This is a genomic window from Trinickia sp. (assembly GCF_051953405.1).
GTDB lineage: Bacteria > Pseudomonadota > Gammaproteobacteria > Burkholderiales > Burkholderiaceae > Trinickia.
In genome coordinates, this window is sequence record NZ_JBQCIV010000126.1 from 1 (window position 1) to 18,984 (window position 18,984).

At 62.0% G+C, this 18,984-nt stretch carries 18 protein-coding genes and 1 pseudogene; 5 read left to right on the plus strand and 14 right to left on the minus strand.

All coding sequences use genetic code 11. The features are described from left to right. The 4 genes from ACTHN9_RS22820 to ACTHN9_RS22835 form a co-directional block, all read right to left on the minus strand. Window positions 1–2,335: DUF4347 domain-containing protein (locus tag ACTHN9_RS22820; protein WP_440539058.1), on the minus strand; the 2,335-nt coding region annotated here is incomplete at its 3' end. Window positions 2,336–2,376: 41 nt separating this feature from the next. Beyond that, a complete protein-coding gene (locus ACTHN9_RS22825) occupies window positions 2,377–2,658 on the minus strand; it encodes a hypothetical protein (RefSeq protein WP_440539059.1) in 282 nt (93 codons plus the stop codon). Window positions 2,659–3,194: 536 nt separating this feature from the next. Beyond that, window positions 3,195–3,734: a TIGR01841 family phasin gene (phaP, locus tag ACTHN9_RS22830; RefSeq protein WP_440539060.1), complete on the minus strand. Its 540-nt coding sequence runs from the start codon at window positions 3,732–3,734 to the stop codon at window positions 3,195–3,197. Between the two features lie 61 nt (window positions 3,735–3,795). Beyond that, complete coding sequence (locus ACTHN9_RS22835; RefSeq protein ID WP_440539061.1) at window positions 3,796–4,290, minus strand: YciE/YciF ferroxidase family protein; 495 nt, start codon at window positions 4,288–4,290, stop codon at window positions 3,796–3,798. A 221-nt stretch (window positions 4,291–4,511) separates the two neighbouring features. Between ACTHN9_RS22835 and ACTHN9_RS22840 the strand changes: the two are divergent. Further along, window positions 4,512–4,736, plus strand: a pseudogene (locus ACTHN9_RS22840) (glutathione-dependent formaldehyde dehydrogenase); the annotation flags it as partial. Window positions 4,737–4,771: 35 nt separating this feature from the next. On the opposite strand, the gene ACTHN9_RS22845 reads toward ACTHN9_RS22840, so the two are convergent. Next, window positions 4,772–5,677, minus strand: coding sequence for a phage tail protein (locus ACTHN9_RS22845; protein WP_440539062.1), 906 nt, complete (start codon window positions 5,675–5,677; stop codon window positions 4,772–4,774). Between the two features lie 126 nt (window positions 5,678–5,803). Here ACTHN9_RS22845 and ACTHN9_RS22850 point away from each other — a divergent pair, with 126 nt between their 5' ends. The 4 genes from ACTHN9_RS22850 (at window position 5,804) to ACTHN9_RS22865 (ending at window position 12,690) form a co-directional block, all read left to right on the plus strand. Next, window positions 5,804–6,670, plus strand: coding sequence for a M15 family metallopeptidase (locus ACTHN9_RS22850; RefSeq protein WP_440539063.1), 867 nt, complete (start codon window positions 5,804–5,806; stop codon window positions 6,668–6,670). Between the two features lie 83 nt (window positions 6,671–6,753). Continuing rightward, on the plus strand, window positions 6,754–10,701 hold the full coding sequence (gene tssM / locus ACTHN9_RS22855; RefSeq protein ID WP_440539064.1) for a type VI secretion system membrane subunit TssM: 3,948 nt from the start codon (window positions 6,754–6,756) through the stop codon (window positions 10,699–10,701). Then, a complete protein-coding gene (gene tagF / locus ACTHN9_RS22860) occupies window positions 10,698–11,684 on the plus strand; it encodes a type VI secretion system-associated protein TagF (protein WP_440539065.1) in 987 nt (328 codons plus the stop codon). The genes tssM and tagF overlap by 4 nt, the downstream gene beginning before the upstream one ends. Before the next feature lie 13 nt (window positions 11,685–11,697). Then, a complete protein-coding gene (locus tag ACTHN9_RS22865; RefSeq protein WP_440539066.1) occupies window positions 11,698–12,690 on the plus strand; it encodes an OmpA family protein in 993 nt (330 codons plus the stop codon). A 45-nt stretch (window positions 12,691–12,735) separates the two neighbouring features. Here ACTHN9_RS22865 and ACTHN9_RS22870 read toward each other — a convergent pair whose 3' ends face one another. The 9 genes from ACTHN9_RS22870 to ACTHN9_RS22910 form a co-directional block, all read right to left on the minus strand. Next, complete coding sequence (locus tag ACTHN9_RS22870; protein ID WP_440539067.1) at window positions 12,736–13,008, minus strand: hypothetical protein; 273 nt, start codon at window positions 13,006–13,008, stop codon at window positions 12,736–12,738. Then, window positions 13,008–13,388, minus strand: a complete 381-nt coding sequence (locus ACTHN9_RS22875) for a hypothetical protein (RefSeq protein WP_440539068.1) — start codon at window positions 13,386–13,388, stop codon at window positions 13,008–13,010. The genes ACTHN9_RS22870 and ACTHN9_RS22875 overlap by 1 nt, the downstream gene beginning before the upstream one ends. 278 nt (window positions 13,389–13,666) lie before the next feature. Further along, on the minus strand, window positions 13,667–14,473 hold the full coding sequence (locus ACTHN9_RS22880) for a lysozyme inhibitor LprI family protein (RefSeq protein WP_440539069.1): 807 nt from the start codon (window positions 14,471–14,473) through the stop codon (window positions 13,667–13,669). A gap of 72 nt (window positions 14,474–14,545) precedes the next feature. Further along, on the minus strand, window positions 14,546–14,983 hold the full coding sequence (locus tag ACTHN9_RS22885) for a hypothetical protein (protein ID WP_440539070.1): 438 nt from the start codon (window positions 14,981–14,983) through the stop codon (window positions 14,546–14,548). Between the two features lie 32 nt (window positions 14,984–15,015). Next, entirely contained in the window at window positions 15,016–15,273 is a 258-nt protein-coding gene (locus tag ACTHN9_RS22890; protein ID WP_440539071.1) for a hypothetical protein, read from the minus strand. A 227-nt stretch (window positions 15,274–15,500) separates the two neighbouring features. Then, window positions 15,501–15,800, minus strand: coding sequence for a hypothetical protein (locus ACTHN9_RS22895; RefSeq protein ID WP_440539072.1), 300 nt, complete (start codon window positions 15,798–15,800; stop codon window positions 15,501–15,503). A 35-nt stretch (window positions 15,801–15,835) separates the two neighbouring features. Further along, entirely contained in the window at window positions 15,836–16,648 is an 813-nt protein-coding gene (locus ACTHN9_RS22900) for a class I SAM-dependent methyltransferase (protein ID WP_440539073.1), read from the minus strand. Window positions 16,649–16,693: 45 nt separating this feature from the next. Continuing rightward, window positions 16,694–17,812, minus strand: coding sequence for a type VI secretion system protein TssA (tssA, locus tag ACTHN9_RS22905; RefSeq protein ID WP_440539074.1), 1,119 nt, complete (start codon window positions 17,810–17,812; stop codon window positions 16,694–16,696). Between the two features lies 1 nt (window position 17,813). After that, a partial coding sequence (locus tag ACTHN9_RS22910; RefSeq protein ID WP_440539075.1) for an AAA family ATPase occupies window positions 17,814–18,984 on the minus strand: 1,171 nt, incomplete at its 5' end.

The following is an 18,984-nucleotide window of genomic DNA, read 5'->3' on the forward strand; positions in this document are numbered from 1 at the left end:
CGGTGTCGGTCGCCGCCGTGCTCGTTTTCGTGCCGTCGCTCGTCGCGAACGAGATCGTGCGATTGCCGAGCGTCGTACTCGTGCTCGAGAACGATACGGTTTTAAGCGCGCTCGCCCACTGCGCGTCGGTCGCCGTCGCACCTGCGGAAGTCAGCGTCAACACGCCCGTGGCCGAGTTGTACGAGCCCGCGATGTTGCCCATCGTCGAGCCGTCGTTCGTGAAGTTCAGCGCATCGCCGCTATGGAAGCCCCCGCTGATCGATACCGTGCCCGACGATTGGGCCGTATTGTCCAAATCGCTAACGGTCACGCTCGAGTCGATCGTGGAACTCGCCGCACCCGCTCTATACGTCACTGTATGACTTGCCGTCGTGACAACGGGCGTTTGGTCGGTATCGGCCACCGTCACGGCCTTAGTCGTTGTATTGCTGGCCGTATAGCCGTCGCTGGTCACTTCGAAGCTGATGCTACGCGTCCCTGTATTCGGCGTCACCATGGTATCGGTATAGGTCACCGCGCGCATCGCGGCCTGCCATTGCGCGATCGTTGCGGTACCGCCGGCCGACGTCAGCGAGAGGACGCCGGTGCTCGCGTTGTAGGCGGACGCAATGTTGCCGTACACGACCGCGCTCGTATTCGTGAAGGCGAGTTCGTCTTCACTCGTGTGCAGATTGCCCGTGATCGTCACCGTCGCACTGACGGCGGTCGTCGAATTACCGTCGGACAGCGTGATGCCCGAATCGACCGCGACGGGCGTGGACGCGACGTTGTCGCCGGCCACGAAGGCGCTCGAGCCGCCCGTGGCGTTGAGCGTCGGCGGCGAGGACGGGGCGACATAAAGGATATTGTCGAGCGTGGGCGAAAGGTAGGTACCGTTGCCGCTCGTCTCGACGAATTTCAAGCTCTTGATTTGCGAGAACGCGGCGTTGGTCGACAGATCGACATGAAATAGCGAGCTACTCGAAACGTGGCCCGGCGTATAAGCGGTGGCACCGGCGGTCAGGTCGAGCAAAACGCTTCCCACGACGTTCCCGGACGAATCCAGTGCTTGGACCGTCACGTCGTTGCTCACGAAGATGTCGATGTCGAAGCTTTGAATACCCATCAGCGATCCGTCCTGCCGCTGAAGGGTCAAGGTCGACATCTGCGAACCTTGGGTGTTGACGACCAATTCGCCGCCCGACCCGCTGCTGGGCAAGGACCCGCTGACAACCTGATACTCGACCGCTTGATCGCCGGTGTAGGTCAAGGTCGAAAGACCTAGCGTCGTCGACGCGACCGGCGTCGTGCCCGAATCGTAGCCGACCGAACCGTCGTAGGTCTCGTCGTACGCGGAAAGAACGTGGTCGTAGTTGCGCTCCGACGCTGCCGAAAAAATAACGCCTGTATGCACGGCGCCGGCGTCGTACTCGAGCGTCCAGTCGCCGCCCAGGGTGGCTACGCCGGTCGCATCGGTGGACGCCGCCACGTTCAAGCCCGAGATCGACGAAATTTGCTGCACGAGCGCTTTGCCGTCTGCATTGCTAGCGACGTCGCAGCCGTAAATCAAGAAATCCCCGCCCGGCTTCATCGCCGCGCCGATCTGCGCGAGCTCCGCGCTATAGGCCGGGAGATCGGCCTGATTGAGCCAAGTACTGCCGACTTGCACCTGACCATCGACCCCATGCGAGACGAGGTGAATCGCGCTGACGCCCGGATGCTGCTCCACGTACTGCTCGATTTGCGCCAGGCCGTCCTTCGACGAATCCAGGACGACGTATTGCGTGCCCTGCGGCAGACCCGCGATCAGCGTCTGGTAATCGGTGACGTTCGAATTGATGAAGACGACCTGCGTATCGGTCGAGCCGGTCACCGCATCGGTATAACCGTGCACGGCCCGAACTACGGAGGTGTCTCGCGAGTTCGAGTTCGATCCCGCCACAATGTCGACCTGGCGCGGCGCGACGACGACGCCTTGCGGGCCCGCGCCCCCTTCGCCGGCCGTCGCTTGCGCAACCGAAGACGTGTAACCGTGCACCGCGCGCACCTGCGCAGCCGTACCCGCCGAACGTGCAGCGGCGGCCGCCATCCCGGTCTGCACCGCGAAGCTCGATACCGCGGCAGGCGGCGGCGCGGCATCGCGAGCGGCGCTCGCGGCTGGCGCCTCGGCGCTCGCCTGATGATGCTGGGCCGCCGCGGCGGCGATACCGATGGACGCCGCCGACGCATCGTAGACGATGCGCGGCTCGAGCGCGACGATAAGCGGTGCCGGTACGGCAGCGCCTGCGTTGTGCGTGCGGGTTTCGGGCACGCGCATCGCGGCAAGGAGCTTCGAAAGGCTGGCGGCGAATTTCATCGCTTGATGTCCCTAAAAAGCGTGCCGCGCACGGCACGCATTCATCGTCCGTCACCCGCGCGACGGGAACGCACCCTGCCCACGCGCCCCCCGCCGGGCGAACCGATGTGATAAACGTTCTGCAAAAGTAAAACGCCTGCGGGCAACTCGAACGTGGCCGAGTAGCCGACGTAGCTGTCATTCGTGGGGAACCCGACGGGCGCTGGCGCGAGCCCCGCCTCGACGGAGTGCCCGCCGGCGGCGCCAAACGCGAGCCGTTGCCCGATGGCTTCGAGCAATTCGGCATGGGTAGGGATGGACAGCAAACGGCCCCCGCTCGTCATTCGTTTTGTTTCTAGCCGACTCCGTCGGCCATGGTCGACATGACCAAGTCGAAACGACGGCTCGCGTCACGCCCCCGGTAGTCAGCGTCTTGCATGGAATATTGCGCCGTCAGCAGCGCCGCGATATTGCCGATGCATTCCCCGTTAGCGCGAATGCGTGAGTGCGCGTGCTTCCGATGGCGTCGCTTTGCGTTTGAAAAATCGGCGAGCGTTGCAGCTAACCGTCACATCGCCCGCAAATGTAAAGAATTGTCAAAAACCGTGCACCGTTGTGGATATTAGTCTAGAGAATGATGTCTAGCAATCGCATCTTTAGTTGGATCACCTCGGGCATACCCGGATCGACAGCGCGCGCCTATCGACAAAACGGCGACCGGGGCCGGTCGCCGCTGTCGTTTGCACACGCACCCTCTCCGCTCGCAAACAAGGGCACATAACGGCAACCGCCACTCGGCGCTGGGATGGACGGGTTGTCCGTCTCGGCGCCGGACGTTCCGGCCCGCGCAGAGCCGCCGGCACATGCCCCGTTGCAGCCGCTACTGCTTCACCGACGACACGACGTTGCCCGAGCCGTCGACGATATCCACCGACCGCTTTCTCAGGCTCGTTTTTGTGTTCGTTTGCGCGGGCTCATCGACGGGCGTCGGCAAATTGGCGTCCGGCGAAGCGAGCACGAGCGGACCGGCCGCCTGCCTGCGCGTATCGGCGTAGGCGGACGCGAACCAGTTCGCGCACGCGGTGATGCCTTCCCAACCGGCACCCGCGTTATTGGAGGCCGTCTCGGTAGCAATCGCGTTCAGATGCTGCCAATACGCGAGCGCCTTCTTGAACCCAGCTTGCGCCTGGGCAACCGGAAGCGTCACAACCCAGGCGATCGAGCGCGAGTCGACCGCTTCGAGCGCAATGCCGTGCTGCTCGGCCAACGTTGTCTTGATCGTTTGAAGGTTCAACCGCGTGACGCGCTCGAAGCCGTCGAACGTTTGATTGGCCATATCGGCCATCGACGCGAACGCCGCATGCGCAGCCGCACCGCTTTGCATGGCGGCGCCCGAATAATCGATTGCAGGGGAACTCATCGTTTGACTCCATCCGAAAAGAAACGAAAGGAAACGCATTGGGAATGCAGCGGCTGGAACACTAGCGCTTCTGTGCCTGCGGATTGCCGACCTTCTCGGCGAACTCGGTCAGCTTCTTGTCGGTCGCCTTTTCTTCTTCGAGCGTCTCCTTGAGCAGCGTGACGGCGTCCTGTTGGCCAAGCTGCTTCGCCAGTGCGCACAACGTCCCGTACGAGGCGATCTCGTAGTGCTCGACCTTTTGTGCCGCGCCGATCAAGCCGGCATCGAGCACCGGCCCCTTTTCGATTTCGTCGATCAATTCCTCGCCCTCTTCGATCAACCCTTCCATCGCCGCGCACTTCATTCGTTTCAGCCGGATGTCGCACTTTTGGACGACCTGATCGATACGCTCGATCTGTCCGTGCGTTTCCTGCAAGTGCGTCTCGAACGCCTGCGAAAGCTGCTCGTTCGTCGCGGCCCGCGCGAGCTTGCCGAGTGCCTTCGTCAATTGCTTCTCGGCGCTGTAGATATCCGAGAGCGAATGGATGAACAGGTCTTCCAATGTTTTGCGTGCCATGGTGAACGTCCTTCATGTCGATAAGTGGTCAGTGCTGCCCGAAGGTCGCGCTCGCCGCGCCGGCCTTCCGGTCTGCCGCACTGCCGCAACGCGCGTGCCGCGTCACGCCGCTGCATGGGAACGCTCGTTGCTGTCGTGACCCGCGTTCCTCGAAACCCCACGCCGCGGACGCGCTCGATGGCTTCGCGCGGGCGTACCGCCGCCATGACAAGGAAGATCGGAAGGTGCCGCAGGGATTAGCGGGCGAGCAGGTGCTGTTTCTCGGCGACGTCGTGCCGACGGGATGGCAAGCCGTCGCTCAATGCGACGTTGCCCTGACCAATATGATGGCGATCTGGGGCGCGGGACCGGTCGGGCAAATGGCCGTGCGATGCGCCTTGCCGATCGGCGCGCGGCAAGTTGTCGTCATCGATCGGATCCCCGAACGGTTGCCCATGGCAACGGCGGCTGCGCGCTCGCGACCGACTAGTCGCACCGCGCGTTAGCGCGAGGTCTGCGGCGACGCATGCGCGCTCGGGCAAGCCGGATCCTTGCCCCAGTAATCGGAGCAGACGCGCCAGCGGCACAGTTGCGCCTGAAAGAAGTTCGACTTATCGCACTGCTTGATTTGCGCGGCCACGTCGACCGGGTGCGCTTTTGGTGCCGCACGCTTCGCGCCGCTCGCCGGCTGCGGCGCATGGGCATCGTAGGGCTTCGTGCGTGCGACGAGCACCGCCAATAGATCGACATCGGGATCGTGCTTGACGGCCGGGCGATGCTTGTTCGCACGCTCGGCGGCGAGCTTTTCCGCGCGACGGCTCTTCGCGTTCTCGCGCTCGCTGTGCGCGGCGGGCTTCGTGACGACAACCGTCTTGCCAGCGATAGCCATTGCCGATGCGCCGGCCGGCGCGGCGGACTTCTCGGCCGACGACGCGCCGTTCGCGAGTGCACGAGAAAGCGGATCCGTTCCGGTGGCGCTTAGCGCCGATGCGCTCGCCGATGCAACCGTCGTGTCGGCCACGATCACGGCCGCCTTCGACGCCGACGCCCCACCCTGTCCGTCTTGCGCGGCGTGCGGCAAGGCCGCCGCACCGCTTGCGTTCGACACGACCGCCGCGCTCGCACCAGCCGCGCCGTGCGCTTTGTCGGCGTTGTTGGCCACAGCGGCAAGCGGACGCCCGGCATCTTGCGCGCGCTGCCATTGCCACGCGCCGAACGCACCGATGCCCACCGCGGCGACCAACGCCGCGATGCCCAACGGTTTCTTCGATCGCCGACGCGGAAGTTGTTGCGCGGACACACGCCCTTCGAGGCTCGCGAGAATGCGCGAACTCGCGTCTGGCGTACCCGGAGCCGTCTCGGAAAGTAGGCTCGGCCGCCCTTTCGAAGTGGTTTCCGGTGCACTCATTCAGTATCTCGTTGAATCGTTGTTTAATTCGCCGTGATAATACGAATCCGGCCTCCCTTGGCAAGCAGGCCAGATTCTAAGAGCAAGCATTCCAAAATACAATTTATTTCCCGCCCGGGGCCCATCTTGATTGCCGTTGCACTCGCTGCCTATTTTGCTGTTGCCGTCACCATCGCGGCATTGTTCCTATTGCCCGCCGCACGGGCCGCCGTCATCGCGACCGCGGTCTCATTACAGCGCCGCATGCTGCGCCGGACTACGCGCGGCCTCTCCCATCTCCGTACCGGGATCGATAAATCAGTAAGAATTTCTCATGGCACGCTGATTGACACGAAAAAAGTACTGATTCGCAAGCGCTTGCTGATTTTGATAACGGCAGGTATCCTTGCGGCGCCTCCATTGATCGCAATTGCATTGCGCGGCCGCCAATTGTTTCAGTTCGATGGCGACAGCCGCGTGCCGGACGAGAAAATCGCCGCATTGCTCAATGGCGAGCAGCTCGTTCCACCGCCGCCGTTGCCGCCCGAGGTCTTCGAGACCAAAGAAGTCGAACAGGTTCGTCCCGCATTGCGTGACGCCAGCCGCGATTGGAATTTGCTGGATGCCGATTTCAGAACCCGGCTATTGCTCGTGTACAAGATCATGCACGAGCAGTACGGGTATGACTTGGTGCTATTGGAAGGTTATCGGAGCCCGGATCGACAAAACCGGCTCGCGCAGCTGGGGGGCGTGACCAATGCGGCCGCATATCAGAGCTATCACCAATACGGCCTTGCCGCCGACAACGCCTTTTTGCGCGACGGCAAGGTGGTCATTTCCGAGAAAGATCCTTACGCCATGCGAGGCTATCAGTTGTATGGGCAAACGGCCGAGCAAGTCGGCTTGGTATGGGGTGGACGATGGAAATTGATGGATTTCGGACACGTCGAATATCACAAGCCCGGATTCGTCCTCGGACGTAGCAAACCGGTCGATCCAAACGCCGGGCAATAGACGACGATCGATCGCCGCGCCCCCAAACGCAATGCCCGGCACCGGGCCATTCGTCAAGACTTAGACCGCCAAGTTAAAGCCTTATGCAACGCTTCCTCAATGCGCTGACCAGCAAACGCACGATGACCGTCCTCGGGGTGGTCGTCATCGCGGCGCTCCTGTTCGGCGCCGCTCTCTGGTTCGACCTCCCCTTGATATGGCCCACGCTTGCGCTGGGCGCCATCATCGTTCTGATGCTGCTCGTTTGGCTCGTGAGGCGTATCGCCGCTCGGCGCGCGTCGGCCAAGCTCGGCGGCATGCTCGAGCAGCAGGCCGAAACCGGTAAGGTGCCGCAGCCGAGCGGCGCCAAGCAAGCGGATCTCGACGTGCTGCGGACGCGGCTGACCGAAGCGGTGCGCACGATCAAAACGTCGAAGATCGGTCAAGTGTCCGGCGGCGCCGCGCTGTACGAGCTGCCGTGGTACATCGTCATCGGCAATCCCGCGGCCGGCAAGAGCAGCGCGGTGCTGAACTCGGGGCTGCAGTTTCCGTTCGCAGAAAAGAGCGACGCGATCGTGCATGGCATCGGCGGCACGCGGAACTGCGACTGGTTCTTCACGACCGAAGGCATTTTGCTCGACACGGCCGGCCGCTATTCCGTACACGAGGAAGATCGCAGCGAGTGGCTCGGCTTTCTGAGCCTGCTCAAGCGCCACCGCCCGAAGGCACCGATCAACGGCATCATCGTGACGGCCAGCATCGCCGAACTCACCAGCAGCCGCCCCGATGCCACGATCAACCTTGCGCGCAGCTTGCGTCAGCGCGTGCAGGAGCTGACCGAGAAGCTGGAAGTGTTCGCGCCCGTCTACGTCATGTTCACGAAGGCCGACCTGATCACGGGTTTCTCGGAATTCTTCAGCGGCGGCGAGCGCCACGAGTACGACCGCGTCTGGGGCGCCACGCTGCCCTACACGCGCGACGAGAAGCGCGACATCGTCTCGGTCTTCGACGAGCGGTTCGAAGAACTCTACGAAGGCTTGAAAGAGATCAGCATCGCGCAGATGTCGATCAACCGCGGCACCATGCTCTCGCCGGGGCAACTGAGTTTCCCGCTCGAGTTTCTGGCGATCAAACCCGCGTTGCGCGTGTTCCTCGCGACGCTGTTCGAGAGCAACCCATTCCAGTACAAGCCGATTTTGCGCGGCTTTTACTTTACGAGCGCCTTGCAAGAGGGCGAAACGAACAGCGCGGCTGCGGAACGCATCGGCCAGCGCTTCGGCCTCGCCGTCGACGGCCTGCCCAAGCCGCGGGCCGCTTCGTCCCAGAACGGCTTTTTCCTGCGCGATCTGTTTTCGAAGGTTATCTTTGCCGACCGCCAAACCGTGCGCCAGTTCGCGAGCCCCGCGAAAACGCGTCTGCGCTACGGCACGTTCTTCGCATTCGTGGCAGTACTGGCACTCGCGCTCGGCGGCTGGACGTGGTCCACGATCGGCAATCAACAGCTCGCATCGAACGTGCAGGCCGATCTCGACAACATCGTGCGGCTGCAGAGCAACCGCAACGATCTGCAATCGCGCTTGCAAGCGATGGACATTCTCGAGGATCGGATCGAGCAGCTCGAGCAGTTCAAGCGCAATCGGCCGCTCTCGGTCTCGCTTGGGCTTTATCAAGGCGACCGGATGGAGCAACGCCTGCTGGCGGAGTATTACCGCGGCGTCAAGCAGCTGATGCTCGATCCGGTTTCGCAGAACCTCGTCTCTTTCCTGCGCGAAGTGAACGCGCATCCGGATCAGCTCGCCCCGCTCACGCACCCGCCCGAATCGGGCGCGATCCCCGTATCGGCGCGTAGCGGCAGCACGAGCAGCGGCAATACCGGCACCGGCCCCATCGCCAATGCCACCGCTCAAGGGAGCCTGTACAGCGACGCATCGCCGACCAACGTCGAAGATGCCTATAACGCGCTGAAGACCTACCTCATGCTCTCCGACAAGCGCCACGTCGAAGCGGCTCATCTGACCGATCAGCTCGCCCGCTTCTGGCGCGGCTGGCTCGAGACCAATCGCGGCAACATGTCCCGCGACGAGATGATCCGCAGCGCCGAGCGCATGATCACCTTCTATCTCGCACGCGTGTCCGACGACGATTGGCCGATGATCGACGCCAACCTCTCGCTCATCGACCAAACCCGCGAGAGCTTGCGTCACGTCGTGCGCGGCATGCCGGCCCGCCAGCGCGTGTACGAAGAAATCAAGGCCCGTGCGTCGACGCGCTATGCGCCGATGACGGTCGCGCGCATCGTCGGCCAAAGCAACGCGAACCTCGTGGGCGGCAGCTATGCGATCCCGGGCACCTTCACGCGCGAAGCCTGGTTCGGCTACGTGAAGTCCGCGATCCGCGACGCGGCCACGAAGGAGTTGCAAGCGAAGGATTGGGTGCTGGGTACATCGTCGCAGGACGATCTCACGCTCGAAGGCAGCCCCGAGCAGATTCAAAAAGCCCTCGTCGGCATGTACAAGACCGAGTACGCCCAGCATTGGCAACGCTTTATGCAAGGCATCGCCATCAGCGATTTCGGCACGTTCGGGCAGGCGGTGGACGCGATGAACCGGCTCGGCGATCCGCAAGACTCGCCGGTCCGCAAGATCTTGGAAACCGCTTACGACCAAACGTCTTGGGATAACCCGGCGCTCGCCTCCACGCCGCTGCAAAAAGCGCAGAACGGCGTGACGGGCTGGTTCAAGCGCATGTTCTCGTCGAAGCAGCAAGCCGCGCAGAACGCCGGCATCGACATCGATGCGAACCTGGACGGCGCCACGAGCGCCGGGCCGGTCGGCATCGCGTTCAGCGGGCTCGCGCGCATCGTCGCGAAGCAAGACAATGCGTCGCTGTTGAACGGCTACATGGACACGCTCTCGAAGGTCCGCACGCGGTTCAACATCTTGAAGAACCAAGGCGACCCGGGCCCGGGCGCGCGCGAACTCATGCAGCAGACGCTCGATGGCAACGGCTCCGAACTGGCCGATTCGCTGAAGTTCGTCGACGAACAAATGCTGACAGGGCTCACCGACGATCAACGCAAGGCACTACGCCCGCTGCTCGTGCGGCCGCTCATGCAGGCGTTCGCGGTGGTGATCGAGCCGGCCAGCAACGAGGTCAACAAGGTGTGGAACGCCCAGGTCTACGACACGTTCCAGAACGCCTTGGCGAACAAGTATCCGTTCGCGAGCAATGCCAAGGTCGAAGCCGGCGCGAGCGAAATCGCGCAGGTGTTCGGCCCGGACGGCGCGATCTCGAAGTTCGTCGGCACGACGCTCGGCCCGCTGGCCGTGCGGCGCGGCGACACGCTCTCGCCGCGCACGTGGGGCGGCATGGGCATCGCGCTCTCGCCCGAGTTCACGAATGGCTTCGCGCGTTGGGTGGCCCCGCTCTCGGGCGCGGCAGCAGGCGGCGGCAGCGGCGCAGCGACGGAACCGCAGACCGTGTTCCAGATCCTGCCGCAGCCGGGCCAAGGCACGACCGAGTACACGATCTCGATCGACGGTCAGCAGTTGCGCTACCGCAATACGCCGCCGCAGTGGACGAACTTCGTCTGGCCGAATCCGCAGGGCTCGCCGGGCGCGACGCTCACGGCCACGTCGTTCGACGGACGCACGATCGAACTCGTGAACGAACCGGGCCGCTACGGGCTGGAAAAACTGATCAATTCGGCCAAGCGCACGCGCAACCCCGACGGCACGTTCGCGTTGTCGTGGACGCAAGGCAGCGTGACGGTGGCGCTGAGCATGAAGATCATCAGCACGTCGCAGCCGTCGAGCGGCGGCGGCGGAAACGCGCCGCAGCAAGCGAGCCTCGCGGGCGTTCGTTTGCCCGAATCGGTTGCCGACGCGGCAGCGGCGCGCACGGCTGCGGCCGCGATCATCGGCTCGGCACCGGCAGCGTCCGGCACGGCGGCGACGCCTGCCTTGTCGGCGCCGGCCGCGCAGCCGGGCGCCCCCTCCCCCTCGGCCGCCAACGCGGCGGTCTCGAACCCAGGAACAGGAGCCGCGCAATGACGCAATCCGTGCAGGCGCAACTCGCCTACTTCGGCAAGATTCCTTCGCGCGGGGACTTCGTCAAAAGCACGCATAACCCGCAGCTCACGCAAACGCTCGACCGCTGGGTTGCGCAAGCCACGGAGCTGCTCGCCGAAGACCCGCGTTGGAAGATCGTCTACGACAACGCCAAGCCGATGCATTTCGCGTTCCTCGGCTCGCAAAGCCGGCTCGCGATCGCCGGCCATATGATGTCGAGCCGCGACAACTCCTCGCGCCGCTTCCCGCTGCTCGCGGCGACGGCGCTCGAAGTGGAGCGCCCTCTCGCCTTCCTCGCGCGCAGCCCGCTCGCCTTCGCGCGGCTATGGTCGCGCGCCGCAACGCAAATGCGCACGCTATACGATTGCGAGGAGCCCGGGGCCGCATTGCAGGCGCTCGGCGATACGCAAGTGCCGATCGACGTCGGTGTTTCCACCTCGCACGAAGGTACGTTTTCCGATTTCGTCGAGCATCAAACGCTCGCCGGCCTCGAGCAGATGCTGCTCGCGAGCGGCCACCCGGTGCGGCTGCGCGGTGCGATGCTCGCGCTCGGCTCGTTGCTCAAGCCCGTCATGCAAAGCCATGCGCCGAATCTCGAGCGCGGGCTCACGCTGCCGCTGCCGAACGACACGTTCTACCGCAGCCTCGTCGCGACGTTCTGGCTCGAATTGATCGCACCGTTTCTCGCGCAGGCCGATTTCGAAATCGCCATCTTCCTCGGGACGATCGCCGAACGCGAGCGTCTCGTGATCGGCTTCAACGGCGCATCGGCGAAGACGCTGCATAGCGTCATCGATCCGCAGGCCTATGCGACGCACAACATCGACATCGACGATCCCGAGTGGATCGACGACCACGCTCAGAACGAACATGGAATCAGCAAGCTCGTCAGCTATCTCGATCAGCCGCAATTGTCGCTGCGTATCGCTATCGATACGTTCCGCGAAGCGTTCGTCGGGGCGTGAGGCGATGATGGGTATGTCTCCTTCCGGTTTGTATTGGCATTCGGATTCGGGCTCGACTGGCTCGACGAACTCGACCGCCGCGCCTTCGCGCCGTGCCGTGTGGCGCGCTTGCGCGTTGGCGCTCGCCGTAGCGGGCTCGTTCGCTTCGCTCGCTGCGTTAGCCGACGATGCCCCCGCCACCGTGACGCCCGTCTACAACGGCGGGGCGCGCGTGCAGAGCGCGCCGCTTCCCGCACCGGTGCAGATCGCCGCAGCCGATCCTTCGGGCACGGCGAACACGGCCACGCATATGCCCGCGCCGGCCGATGCAGCCCCGGGGCAGGTGGTGGTGAGCGGGAAGGTGCCTGACGAAGCCACGCACAGTGCTGTGCTCGCGCGGCTGCGCGATACGTACGGCGCCGGCAACGTCGTCGATCAAATCGAAGTGGGCGGGGTGGCGACGCCGCCGAACTGGAGCGCGAACGTCCAAAAGCTGCTCGGGCCGCAACTGAAGCAGATCAGCAAGGGACAGCTCAAGATCAACGGCACGCAGATCGACGTGAAGGGCGAGGTGTCGAACGAAGCGCTGCGTCAGCAGGTGACGAGCGATATGGCGAACGCGCTGAACCCGACGTATACGATTCACAACGGATTGCGCGTGAGCGCGTCGGAGCAAGGCATGCTCGATTCGACGCTCGCGAACCGCACGATCGAATTCGAAACGGGCAGCGCAACGTTGGCACCGGAAGGCCGGGCGATCCTCGATCAGATGGCGGCCGTGCTCGTGAAAATTCCTGGCAAGACGGTGGAAATCATTGGGCATACCGACAATTCCGGTAGCCGCGCGTCGAATATCGCGTTGAGCCAGGCGCGCGCGGATGCGGTGAAGGGCTATCTCGTGACGAAGGGCGTCGCGCCGCGTTCGATGGCGACGATGGGCGTTGGGCCGGATCAGCCGATTGCTTCGAACGATACGGACGCCGGGCGGGCGAGGAATCGGCGGATCGAGTTTCGGATTGGGCAGTAAAGGCGCGAGCGCGATGCGGTGCGGATGACTATCCGAATCGCGCGCTCACGTGTTACGCATGCCCGAGTGCCGCTTGCCGGCGAGGTAGGCTTCCCGCGAGATTTCATCGCCGAAGCATAGCGCTTCGTTGAATAGGCGATTGTCGTGCGGAATCGAGCCGGTCTCCGCCTGGCCGTAGAACTTGCGATAGATTCTGCGCTCTAGGTGGTCCCATCTGAACATCACGTCCTCGAACGGGTAGTCGACGTAGATGTCCTCGCGGGCAAACCGCTCGCCTTTATTGATGCCCCTTGGGTTCTTTTCCTTCGATAGGGACATTACTCGCTGTCGACTTGGGTTTCGTCTTCCCGAGGATCGAATGCCACGGAGGCAAGACATTGTCGATTGCGCTCCTTGAAGCCGAAGGATAGCCGGCCCCACGGCAGCGATGCGGTATATGAGGTGACCTCGTCGAGCGAGCGGCCTCGTGGCCTATCGGTAATGCTTAGACTCTCGTAGTGCGTACGCACATCGTCAATCTTGATGCAGCGACCGCCGGTATCGAGTACAAGGAAACCTTGATCCGGCCCTACGCGCCTAATTCGCAGATCGACGTTTTCGATCACGACGCCGTCTGGCAGCGTGACGGGATCGCTCTTGAAGATCTGGAATGCGTCGTTTCCGCCTTCCTCCGTCTCCGATAGGCGAACGGAAAGCAATCGCTCAACGTTGGCCTTCGAGAACGGAAGTGGGTGCGTTAGTGCATCGATGGCTTGCCAGAGGGTGGCTGGTGACGCGATCGTTGAATCCTGTCGGCCTTGTGCGACCGTAGGTCCGCATGCGGCCAACCAACAGGCCAAACCGAGGATCGGTAAAAATTTGCGCATCGTACGTGTTCGGCTCGATGAGTGTTGTCGTACCTACGGTGGCCAATGGCGGGCGTACCGCCCAGCCCCGTTCGCGTTCTGCCAAGCATGGTTTTCAGATCGGCACGCAATCAGTCACCCTCTTGGTCGGGCTCCTTGTCCGGATAGGACGGATAAGCGCTCGATATTTTTCCTTTAATGACAAGAATGCGTGAGCGATAGGCGTTCAATAGGCAAGAAGCACTCGCGCATCCGTTTCTGACATTCCTAACCCAATTTATTTGGTCCATCCTAACCGGATCTTGATATGATATCTCCTTCGAATTAACGATCTGCATGGCCACAAACCCGCGATTTACTGCAGCATCAAGTTCAATCAGGTCATGATTACTGCAAATGATATGCTCGACGCTCGTTCTGGCCTTATCGCAATCGAAGCTATTTTCCGCATTTGCGAGATCATTGGCCTGACGTTGGAACACATAAAACCAAGACCCACTCACGACCAAAAATTCGTCATCAGATCCATAAATCATGGCCTCCCGCAACCCCGAACATAGAGGAACATTGGGCTCTCCAAGCAGATACGTTTCGCGCAGCACCTTATAGTTTCGATGAAACTTGTCCAGAATAAAACGCCCAAAATCATCTGACGAACGGAAAGCATGCGCAAGCATCGGATCGAAATAAAACTTCATCCTCCTTTCAACCTGGACGCTACATCTACCGCCAGCATAGTGAAAGTTGAACACATTTCCATCAAACGTCAGCACCGCCGAGGTAACCGGATTGACAGGAAATGGCAGGACGTGAGCCTCCGATGATTTTTCGTATTGAGCGGCGCCCGTCATCAAAAATTTGTGCTGCGCATATACAGGCGCCGAAATCGCCACACTCAACATAAATATAATAATTAATTCAATTAATCTTTTCATCATTTCACTTTTAGATCAATACCCATGACCGCCGACGTAGATCGTCACCCCTGAACAATTCGTTTTGGTCGGCACTCACGCAAAAAGGCAGTAATAGCGGAAAAAGCTACCGGTCGGATCGCTTGTTAAGTTTCCATGCAGCCACGAAAAAAATTCGCCAATCGTTTCGTCTTCCGACCAATTGTCGACGATGTCGATCGTCCGTGTGTAGGTCACTGCGTATGCGGGCACGCCCTCGATGCATAGCACGAACCGCGTTCGTCCATCCGGCAACGGCGACAATGCGGACGATGCCCCGGATCTCGTGAGCGGCCACTGTGCGCCGTTCATGAAGGCTACGGGTCCTGTTTCCGTTGCGAACACGCCATAGTAGTGCGAGCCCTGCTCGGTGAAGAACCCTCGATCGAGAGCAACCCCCGCTTTACCCGCGAAAACCCCGCTCACACCGTGATCCGTCGAGTACTCCATGACATCGCTCGCGCGATCGAAGTGTCTCAGCAACAGCAACGCCATCGATTGCCCTCCTGGTTGACCGGCACATCCCGTCAGGCGTTCCAACGCTTAACAAGCTCGCCCCGACGCTGGCTATCCATTAGCAGCGCATAGACATACGCAAGAGGATCTTCGTCTTCATCCCTCTCCGGTGCAAATTTGTTGTATGTCGGATCCCAAGCCCACCACGCCTCATACTCGACAGAATAATCTCCGATAGAAAACGTCGTAGATTTTTTGGAGAAATCATGCGTGTAATTTACCGGAACCGAGCCATCAAGCGGCCATCTTCGCACGCCCAGTTGGAGCATGAGCGTGCCACCCTCAGCATATAGACAGAATATTGTGCCCTCCACTCGGAGGGCGCACCCCCTGAGCGGCACCACCTCCCCGTCAACAGAACGGAGCGTACCTGTCGTTTTATCCAGAACAAGCCGCGGCCTACCCGGCAGGTCTCTCAAAAGAATATGTCGCTCGATCATCGCATGACGCCCCTCCTGCAAGCTAATCGGTGGTCAGAGTCCGTGGCGACTTTGCGTCACGGAAAACGCATCAATGCTTCTCTCAACCGTTTAATCAATATCGGATCGCCAACACAATCCAGCGGTCTAATATGATCGAGAACCGGAAGCTTGTGGTCGAGCCACGCAAACGCACCACTGCCGATCACTTCATATATCACGCAAGCCAAGCCCAGATCTTCGTAGAGCACCCTTGAAAGGCTCAGGACCGTAGGAACCTCCCTATGCTTCCTGAGGCCAAGTTCTTCGAGTGCGGCCCAACTCTCATCGCCTGAATAATGGTTTTCTAATGCGAGCATATGATCGTTCTGCGTCATATCCGGGGATTCAGCCGTCTTTCTCGCGAAGCGCGTCAGTCACCGCGGTGGCGTCCGCCAGCCGGCTTTCTCGCGAACACATATAGAAAAATCGCAGCATGCTCGCGCCACCGCCCAAGCCAAGGGTGCGCGACGACCATCTCCGCGGTCGGCCGCGGCTCGACTATCCGCTCGATAACGAAGCCCGCCTCGACGAGCCCATTTACATAGGTTTCGAGACGGCGCGGAAAGCGCGGAATGTCGAAGTGCTGCGCGCGTCCCGCGGCGGCATCCTTTGCGAAACGTCGCGACTCGACGAAAGGATCTTCATCGAAATACCGGCTCACGACGAGTTCCGATTCCTCGTCTTGCTCGTTCTTCAGCCATCGAATACCCGGCGTGACGAAACACGGGTGCAGCACACTGAAGGCGAACAGCGAACCGGGCTTGAGGAGTCGAAACGCTTCGCGTGCGGCAGCCGAAAAATCCGCACTATCCATTAGCGCCATCGTAGAGACGGCCCCATCGAAGCGCTCGCTCGGAAAAAGCGTACATGCCCCGTAGGATGCAACCCGATAGTCGATTCCGAGCGGCTCGCGCGCTTCTTCACCCCGAGCCAATTCGATCATTCTCGAGGAGAGATCGATGCCCGTGACGCGCGCGCCGCGACGCGCGATAAGCCGTGTCGTCGCCCCCTCGCCGCACCCAAGATCGATCACCTCGCACCCGACCAAATCCGGCAACTCGGCGAGAAAACTCGGATCGTTGAAGACCGTTCGATAAAGATCGACGCCGGAGCGCACGCGCTCCGCCCAGAGCGACGCGTTTCGATCCCACGCATCCCGCACTTGCCCTTCATCGATCGACATCGCTAGGTCAAGCTCCGGTTATGCCACGCCGACACCGCATGCCGTTCAACTCGCCTCGTCCGGCTTCACCCCCAGCAACTCGCGAATATGCGCCAGCGACCCGTCATCTTTCACCACGGCGCTCAGCCACTCGTGCAGCGGCATATCGGCCCATTCCGCCGCTTTATCGGCAAGATACGCAGCCGGACTATGCGGCTCGGTCGTGCGCAGAAATCGCGCGACGGCGCGCAGTTGCGCCACCGCGTCGGCACGGCTTTGAATCGCGCCCACGGGGCGCACCACGTTAAGCGCAGCAGTGTTGTTGGCCATCGAAGTCTCGAGAGTGGGAGCCGTCTTGAAGCTAGGTTCGGCGCGCCCGCTCGGGCCCGCATCGGGTTGCGGCGGCGCGGGCGTCGGGTCCAGCTTCGCCCCGACATCGCGCGCAAAGCGTTCGGCGAGCCCGTACACCACCTCGTACGCCTCCTTCGCCTGCCGAAAACTCGGCGCGGCATTTCCCGCACGCGCATCGAGCGCCTGCTCCAGCGCGATCATCGACGCCTGGAATGCCTTGAGATCCGTAATCAACGTCTTGTAGAACGCAGGCGGCGTCCCGCGCTTGGCCGCCTCGATCTGCTCGAGCGACGGCTTGCCGCGCGCGATCTCGTCGGCTCGCTCGGGATCGCGTCGCATCGCTTGCGCGACACTGCCCGCCACCTCCCAATCGAGGCCGCTGAATTCCCCCGACGACGATTGCGTGAGCGGCACCTCGCGCAGCAACTGCGACGTGCGGCCCACGAGCCAGCTCACATTGCCGAGGCGATATTCGGTGTCGTCCCCTTCGGGCAACGGGTGCACGGTATCCCAATAGCGCTCGGCAAGCCCCGCCAGCAGCGTGTACCCCTGCGAGAGGCCCCCCACGCCCTGCTTCATCGCCAACGCTTCGGTCAGCCAAGCAGCCAAGCGCAAATCCTTAGTTTGCGTCTTCAGCAACAGCGTGCAGCGTTCGATCACGAAGCCCCTATCGGCTTCCTTGATTTCAGTCACCCACTCGCCCTGATCGAGCGAAGGGTCGTCGAATTTCCGAGCGTGTTGGATCGCGTCGAAATCGGTCGAGAACAGCAGGTCTTCGCCGCACGGGGAAGCCCCCTCGAGCGGTGCGATGAGCGGTGCGAGATCGATGGGCATATCAACTTACCTTGTATTCGAATTCGCCCGATTCGAGCGCGCGCACAGCGATGTGCTCGATGCGCTCGCCCTGGGCGATGCGGCCGAGCACGTGCTGCGCGAGTTCGGGCAATAGCGTGCCGTTGAGAATATGGTCGACGTTGCGGGCGCCCGAATCGACTTCCGTGCAGCGCGCGAGCACCGCGTCGACGAGCGATTCGTCCCACGTGAAGGCAGCGCGGTGATTCTCGGCCACGCGCGCGCGAATCCGTTCGAGCTTCAGTTCGATGATCTGAACGAGGACGTCGTCGGAAATCGGGTAGTACGGCACCACTTTGACGCGTCCGAGAAACGCGGGCTTGAACGCTTTGTACAACTGCGGGCGCAGCAGCTCGGCCAAGGCATCGGCGTCGGGCAGCGCCTGCGCTTCCTGGTTCAAGCACGCCTGCATCACGGCAGACGAACCCACGTTCGATGTGAGGATGATCAGCGCATGGCGGAAATCGATCTCGCGGCCTTCCGCGTCGTCGAGCGTGCCTTTGTCGAACACTTGGAAGAACATTTCCAAGACGTCGGGGTGCGCTTTTTCGATTTCGTCGAGCAGTACCACCGAATACGGATTGCGACGCACGGCTTCGGTCAGCACGCCGCCTTCGCCGTAACCGACGTATCCCGGCGGCGAGCCCTTCAGGCCCGACACGCTGTGTGCTTCCTGATACTCGCTCATGTTGATCGTCACGAGCTTGCGTTCGCCGCCGTAAAGGATATCCGCCAGCGCGAGCGCCGTTTCGGTCTTGCCGACGCCGGACGGCCCGACGAACAGGAACACGCCGCGCGGCTTATTCGGATCCTCTAGATTCGCGCTGGCCGTGCGCACGCGTTGCGCGATGGCATCGAGCGCATGGTCCTGACCGATCACGCGCTCGGCGAGCAGATCCTTCAAGCCCAGCACGGTGCCGATCTCGTCTTTGACCATGCGGCCGAGCGGAATACCCGTCCACGCGGCTACGATCGCGGCAACAACATGCCCATCCACCTGCAGCGGCACCATGGGGCTCGGCTGTTGCAGCGCTTCAAGCTTCGAAGTGAGCTGCACCAATTCCTCTCGCGCCGCAGCTTGCGCATCGACGCTCGCCGTCTGCGCATCGGCCGAAGCTTTCGCTTCGGCAAGCTCGTTGCGCAAAGCGCCGATC

What these genes read in the sequence shown, in the direction of transcription:
- ACTHN9_RS22825 (WP_440539059.1), bottom strand. Translation starts at nt 2,658, where the DNA reads ATGACGAGCGGGGGCCGTTTGCTGTCCATCCCTACCCATGCCGAATTG.
- phaP (WP_440539060.1), bottom strand. Translation starts at nt 3,734, where the DNA reads ATGAGTTCCCCTGCAATCGATTATTCGGGCGCCGCCATGCAAAGCGGT.
- ACTHN9_RS22835 (WP_440539061.1), bottom strand. Translation starts at nt 4,290, where the DNA reads ATGGCACGCAAAACATTGGAAGACCTGTTCATCCATTCGCTCTCGGAT.
- ACTHN9_RS22845 (WP_440539062.1), bottom strand. Translation starts at nt 5,677, where the DNA reads ATGAGTGCACCGGAAACCACTTCGAAAGGGCGGCCGAGCCTACTTTCC.
- tssM (WP_440539064.1), top strand. Translation starts at nt 6,754, where the DNA reads ATGCAACGCTTCCTCAATGCGCTGACCAGCAAACGCACGATGACCGTC.
- tagF (WP_440539065.1), top strand. Translation starts at nt 10,698, where the DNA reads ATGACGCAATCCGTGCAGGCGCAACTCGCCTACTTCGGCAAGATTCCT.
- ACTHN9_RS22865 (WP_440539066.1), top strand. Translation starts at nt 11,698, where the DNA reads ATGTCTCCTTCCGGTTTGTATTGGCATTCGGATTCGGGCTCGACTGGC.
- ACTHN9_RS22870 (WP_440539067.1), bottom strand. Translation starts at nt 13,008, where the DNA reads ATGTCCCTATCGAAGGAAAAGAACCCAAGGGGCATCAATAAAGGCGAG.
- ACTHN9_RS22880 (WP_440539069.1), bottom strand. Translation starts at nt 14,473, where the DNA reads ATGATGAAAAGATTAATTGAATTAATTATTATATTTATGTTGAGTGTG.
- ACTHN9_RS22885 (WP_440539070.1), bottom strand. Translation starts at nt 14,983, where the DNA reads ATGGCGTTGCTGTTGCTGAGACACTTCGATCGCGCGAGCGATGTCATG.
- ACTHN9_RS22890 (WP_440539071.1), bottom strand. Translation starts at nt 15,273, where the DNA reads ATGCTCCAACTGGGCGTGCGAAGATGGCCGCTTGATGGCTCGGTTCCG.
- ACTHN9_RS22895 (WP_440539072.1), bottom strand. Translation starts at nt 15,800, where the DNA reads ATGACGCAGAACGATCATATGCTCGCATTAGAAAACCATTATTCAGGC.
- ACTHN9_RS22900 (WP_440539073.1), bottom strand. Translation starts at nt 16,648, where the DNA reads ATGTCGATCGATGAAGGGCAAGTGCGGGATGCGTGGGATCGAAACGCG.
- tssA (WP_440539074.1), bottom strand. Translation starts at nt 17,812, where the DNA reads ATGCCCATCGATCTCGCACCGCTCATCGCACCGCTCGAGGGGGCTTCC.